Here is a 5,784-nt window from a genome sequence, read left to right on the forward strand (position 1 = left end):
GGTGAGAAAGCCAATTACCCACGTTTTTATCGACAATCATTAGACAAATTAGCAAAAGAACAACGCATCCTATCTCGTAGAAAGAAAGGTTCTGCACGTTGGGAAAAACAACGTTTGAAAGTGGCTGAACTACAAGAAAAAACAGCCAATCAACGTAAGAACTTTCTACACCATCAATCAAAAGAATTAGCAACAACCTATGACGCTGTTATCATCGAGGACTTGGACATGAAAGGAATGTCTCAAGCCCTTCACTTTGGTAAAAGCGTTCACGACAATGGTTGGGGCATGTTCACTACATTCTTATCGTACAAGCTAAAAGAACAAGGGAAACAGCTTGTGAAAATTGATAAATGGTTCCCTTCGACTAAAAAATGTTCTTGCTGTGGTGCAGAAAAACCTATGAAGCTATCTGAACGTACTTACCGTTGTTCATGTGGGTATGTGGCATATCGTGACTATAATTCAGCCATCAATATCAAAAATGAAGGCATTCGCCTATTGGCATTAGCATAGAAACAAAAACTCTTGGAACAAGAGGGTTAGCTCGGTCAGTTTTCGTTGGCTAGTAAAAGCAACGATAAGTCGAGAAGCCCCCACTTCAATTAGATCGCAAGGTCAATAAGTGGTGGGTAGTTCACTTAGGTTAATTCGGCAGAACACGTAGGTTAAGTTAATCCTTTGCCCGTTATTTGGTAGGTATGGTGCCATTGTTGTAAAAAATGATTAAACACATAACGACGACATCCGATAGTTTTAGCAATTAAGATTGCTTGTTCTTTAGTTGAGTAGATACGGCATTGGTACGCTTTGTTGACTAGCATTGTTTTCACCTTACTGATTTCATCTCTCTTATCGTGGGTTTTTCCCTACACATGATTGAAGAGGGAGTCTTCTGTCGGAAAAGATGATAAAACGATAGCAACCGAGCTATATCACTTATTACAACAATAGGGAAGGTTAATCATATTTGACCAAGCGCGCGCATATAAACTGTCAGCAAAGACAGGCGCTAATTAACAAGGTCTTTTTATTTTCTGAAAAAACATAAAAATTCAGTTGACTTAATATTTATACATTGTTATACTGTGAGTAACAGCAAGTAACAAGGAGAGAGCGCAATGAAATTGTTAGAAGAAGTTCAATTGAAATTAGTAACAAGTTTGCAAGGAAAAGATTTGCTTACCTTACTTGATTATACGAGTGAAGAAGTACAAAGCTTAGTAGAGCTTGCTACTCAACTTAAAGTAATTACGAAAGCAGGTAAGTGCCCAGCATTATTAGAAGGTAAAACGCTAGGTATGATTTTTGAAAAACACTCAACACGTACACGTATTTCATTTGAAGTAGGGATGAATCAACTAGGTGGTAAAGGCATGTACATGCATGCACGTGACTTACAAATTGGTCGTGGGGAGTCAATTTATGACACAGCGCACGTCCTATCTGGGTACCTTGATGGTATTATGATTCGCGCCAACTCTCATGAAATGGTAAAAGAGTTAGCGGAGCATGCTAACATTCCAGTAATTAATGGCTTAACAGACATTTATCATCCTTGTCAGGCATTAGCTGATTTAGAAACAATTGCTGAAAATAAAGGCGATCTCAAAGGCTTAAAAATTGCTTATGTTGGTGATGGTAATAACGTAGCTCACTCATTAGTTGTAGGAGCAGCACATGTGGGCGCTCATATTGTAGTAGCTACACCACCAGGTTATGAGTGTGATGCGACTATTATGGCTAAAGCACAAGCAATTGCAGAAGCGAATGGCAGTACAGTAACTACTACACACGATCCAGTAGCCGCTGCAACCGATGCCGATGTCATTTATGCAGATGTTTGGACGTCAATGGGGCAAGAAGAAGAAGCTGCGAAGCGCTTAGAAGATTTTAAAGATTACCAAATTAATGATGCACTCGTAGCACACGCAAAGCCAGATTACATGTTCCTTCACTGCTTACCAGCACACCGTGAAGAAGAAGTGGCGACCTCTGTAATTGATGGTCCAAATTCTTATATTTTTGAACAAGCTGAAAATCGTTTACATGCACAAAAAGCAGTTCTTGCTTCAGTGCTTGCATAAATTGGGGTATGGGGGTTCTATAGCTTAAGGGTTTGGCAAGGTGGTCAAATCATTAGGTCGCAGTAAAAGTGAGATGGGCGCCAGGGGGCAAACATTTTACGGTTGGTTAATGATTCCAGGGGGATGACCTAATCAATTACATAGTAAAGCAACTTACGGGAGGCGCTGTAAGTTGTTTTTTTATATAAAAAATACGAAGCGATTATACGTACCGCTTCGTATTTTCAAGTTTAAGCACGTTCTAGCATACGTGTTAACGCAAGTTTAGCATCTTGAGTCGTTTTAGCATCTACTGTAATTTGATTTTGGGGTGTGCCTGCTACAATGCTATCTAGTGACCACAGTAAGTGAGCGAGGTCGATACGATTCATTGTGAGGCAAGGGCACATATATGGATTTAAGGAAATAATTTTCTTATCAGGATGCTCTGCAATAAGACGATTAACTAAATTCATTTCTGTACCAATAGCCCACTGCGTATTTGCAGGCGCAGCTTCTATTTGATCGATAATATACTTAGTAGATCCTGCATCATCACTTGCAGCTACTACTTCACGGCTACATTCTGGGTGAACAATTACGCGCATAGTAGGGTGCGTTTTTCTAACATGTTCAATTTGAGCGACAGAAAAGCCTTCATGCACCGAACAATGCCCCTTCCATAAAATCACGCGGATGTTTTCTGGGTCTTGGTCTGTTTCAAGTGAATTTGTCTGTGGATTCCACACTGCCATAGCATCAAGTGGAATGCCTAAGTCAAATGCTGTATTGCGCCCTAGGTGTTGATCAGGTAAGAAAAAGATACGTTTCTTTTGTGTGAATGCCCATGCTACCATTTTTTTTGCATTAGAAGAAGTAACGCAAGCACCACCATTTTTTCCGACGAATGCTTTAATAGCTGCAGTAGAATTGACATACGTCAGTGGTAAAATCGTATCGCCAAAAATTTGCTGAAGTACCGGCCAAGCTGCCTCTGTTTGATAAATATCAGCCATATCAGCCATTGAACAGCCAGCGCGCATATCTGGTAAATAAACAGCTTGATGATCTGTCGTTAACATATCTGCTGTTTCTGCCATAAAGTGCACACCGCAAAAAACGATATGTTTAGCTTTTGTATTTTTTTCACAAAGCTGAGCGAGTTGTAAAGAGTCACCTGCAACGTCAGCAAACTGAATAACCTCATCTTTCTGATAATGATGACCAGGAATGAAAAGTTCGTCACCTAGTGCGTCTTTAATTGCGCGAATTTGACGCTCCATTTCCTCGACAGATAAATGACGGTATTTTTCTGGTAACGTTGTTGTTTGTAATAGTTCACTTATTGACAACTTGCATTTCTCCTTTCGATTCAACTAAAGCACTAATGTCAAAAGCCTCTACTGAGTGTGTTAAGGCACCTAATGAAATCCATTCAACGCCAGAAGCGGCGAAATCAGCTACCGTATCGATTGTAATACCACCAGATGCTTCTGTAGCAATATGTTCAGGAACGAGTGGTAACCAAGATGCAATCGTTTCAGGTGAGCAATTGTCAAACATAATAATATCGACTTGCGCTGCGATAGCTTCTTCAAGCTGCTCTTTTGTTTCGATTTCCACTTCAATTTTCACGGTATGACCGACGCGTTTTCTAGCTAATGCGACGGCTTTAGTAATGCTACCTGCAAAGGCGATATGATTGTCTTTTAACATAATTGCATCGTATAAACCGCTACGGTGATTAAAAGCGCCACCTGTACGTACAGCATATTTGTCTAGCATGCGTAGACCAGGCATCGTTTTTCGTGTATCACATACGCGTGCATTCGTACCTGCCGTTTGATCCATCGCTTTTTTTGCCATTGTAGCAATAGCACACATACGCTGTACTAAATTTAAGACAACGCGTTCCCCTGTTAATAGTACGGGTAATGGACCGTTAATAACGGCAATAGTGTCACCATACTTAATTATATCGCCGTCTTGCTTACATGAGATGACGCGAATAGCAGGGTCTAATAGACGGAAGCCACGTAAAATAATTTGTTCCCCACAGAAGACACCTTCGTCTTTAGCGAAAAAAGTAAAGCTACCTAAGTCTTTTTGAGAAAATAAAAATTCACTCGATAAATCACCATCCCCAATATCCTCATTGAAGAATTGTTTAAGTAATGTTTCTAATTTTATAACATTCATAATAAGAATCCTTTCTGTAAATCAAAATAGCTGATAAGCTATAGTAATATTACATGTGTCTTGACACATATTTTTGCACAGAAAGAGTAAAAATACAAGAGGGGGTCTGTTGTGATGTACTATTTTGACTATGCGGCTACTACACCGATGACTGAAGAAGCGTTAGCTACTTATAGCTATGTAGCACAACACGTTTATGGCAATACAGCGAGTTTACATGATGCAGGTGAAGAAGCAAAAAATATTGTAGAAAGAGCAAGAGTGCTCATAGCAAATCGTTTACAAGTGAATAAAGACGGTCTTATTTTTACAGGTAGTGGAACAGAAGGGAATATTTTAGGGATTGTAGCATTAGCTAAAACTACACCAAAAAAGCATATTATAACGACGATGGCTGAGCATACTTCTGTCCACGCTGCAATGAATATTCTTGTGCAACAAGGATATAAAGTAACAAAACTTAAATTAAAGGAAGATGGTAGTGTGTGCCTAGATGGCCTAAAGGCAGCGATAACAAAAGATACAGCGCTCATTTCTATTCAACATGTGAACTCGGAGACAGGTGCTATTCAACCTATTGAAGCCATTGCTACTATAGCTATAGCTCATGGTATTCTTTTTCATACGGACTGTGTACAGTCTTTTTGTAAGCTACCTATTACTGTAGCCGCTGATGCAATTACAATCTCAGCACATAAAGTAGGAGGGCCTAAAGGATGCGGAGCATTGTATATTAATCCAAAACTCGTTATCTCGTCATTAACACCTGGTGTAACCCATGAGCGGGGATTACGAGGTGGCACATTAGATACTCCAGCTATTGCTGCTTTTGCGAGTGCAGTTCAAGCTTATCAGTATGAAATAACACATTATCAAACTTTGCGTAAACAGTTACAACAACACTTAACAAACTGTGAGTTAATTACGTGTAAAGCTCAGCTTCCTTCTATTTGTGGTATTGTTAGTAAAACATTAGAAGGGCAATATATTCTTTTAGCTGCCAATCAGCAAGGTTTTGCTATTTCTACAGGTAGCGCTTGTGATATATTTAGTGAGGATGGCACAAAGGCTGTACAAGCAATGGGATATAATCAGCTTACAGCACGTCGATTTTTCAGAGTATCTATGGGGAGTTCAACGACGTTAGCAAGTGTAAATGCCTTAGGAGAAATGCTGAAAAAAGTAGCGTTGTAACTAAATTTATTAAGGTGAAATAATTTTTTTATAAAACCCTATTGCATTTAAATGCAATACGATATACAATAGGTCTTGTCCTTGAGACAATGTCTAGTGATAACGGCAAAGAGGTCACACCCGTTCCCATACCGAACACGGAAGTTAAGCTCTTTAGCGTCGATGGTAGTTGGGGTTAGCCCCTGCGAGAGTAGAACGTCGCTAGGCAACGTGGAGAATTAGCTCAGCTGGGAGAGCATCTGCCTTACAAGCAGAGGGTCGGCGGTTCGAGCCCGTCATTCTCCATATTATGCCGGTGTAGCTCAGTTGGTAGAGCAACTGACTT

At 39.9% G+C, this 5,784-nt stretch carries 5 protein-coding genes, 1 tRNA gene, 1 rRNA gene and 1 pseudogene; 5 read left to right on the forward strand and 3 right to left on the reverse strand.

What is annotated here, in order from left to right:
• A partial coding sequence (locus tag DDE80_RS13535) for an RNA-guided endonuclease InsQ/TnpB family protein (protein ID WP_153060916.1) occupies positions 1 to 516 on the forward strand: 516 nt, incomplete at its 5' end.
• Between the two features lie 155 nt (positions 517 to 671).
• Here the strand turns inward: DDE80_RS13535 and DDE80_RS13540 are convergent.
• Positions 672 to 824 (reverse strand): annotated as a pseudogene (locus DDE80_RS13540) (helix-turn-helix domain-containing protein); the annotation flags it as partial.
• Positions 825 to 1,121: 297 nt separating this feature from the next.
• Between DDE80_RS13540 and argF the strand changes: the two are divergent.
• Positions 1,122 to 2,087, forward strand: coding sequence for an ornithine carbamoyltransferase (gene argF / locus DDE80_RS13545; protein WP_108308428.1), 966 nt, complete (start codon positions 1,122 to 1,124; stop codon positions 2,085 to 2,087).
• Positions 2,088 to 2,317: 230 nt separating this feature from the next.
• Here the strand turns inward: argF and nadA are convergent, their stop codons facing one another.
• Together nadA and nadC are read right to left on the reverse strand one after the other, a co-directional pair.
• Positions 2,318 to 3,418 (reverse strand): quinolinate synthase NadA, encoded by a 1,101-nt coding sequence (gene nadA / locus DDE80_RS13550; protein WP_108308429.1) that lies wholly within the window; start codon positions 3,416 to 3,418, stop codon positions 2,318 to 2,320.
• Complete coding sequence (gene nadC, locus DDE80_RS13555; protein ID WP_108308431.1) at positions 3,405 to 4,265, reverse strand: carboxylating nicotinate-nucleotide diphosphorylase; 861 nt, start codon at positions 4,263 to 4,265, stop codon at positions 3,405 to 3,407. The genes nadA and nadC overlap by 14 nt, the downstream gene beginning before the upstream one ends.
• 114 nt (positions 4,266 to 4,379) lie before the next feature.
• On the opposite strand from nadC, the gene DDE80_RS13560 reads away from it, so the two are divergent.
• From DDE80_RS13560 to DDE80_RS13570, 3 genes are all read left to right on the forward strand, one after another.
• Positions 4,380 to 5,459 carry a cysteine desulfurase family protein gene (locus DDE80_RS13560; RefSeq protein ID WP_108308432.1) on the forward strand — a complete coding sequence of 360 codons (1,080 nt, stop codon included), beginning with the start codon at positions 4,380 to 4,382 and terminating at the stop codon, positions 5,457 to 5,459.
• 92 nt (positions 5,460 to 5,551) lie between these two features.
• A 5S ribosomal RNA gene (rrf, locus tag DDE80_RS13565) occupies positions 5,552 to 5,666 on the forward strand.
• A 5-nt stretch (positions 5,667 to 5,671) separates the two neighbouring features.
• Positions 5,672 to 5,744, forward strand: a tRNA-Val gene (locus DDE80_RS13570).
• Positions 5,745 to 5,784 lie beyond the last annotated feature (40 nt).

The sequence above is a fragment of the Metalysinibacillus jejuensis genome (genome assembly GCF_003057615.1).
Lineage (GTDB): Bacteria > Bacillota > Bacilli > Bacillales_A > Planococcaceae > Metalysinibacillus > Metalysinibacillus jejuensis.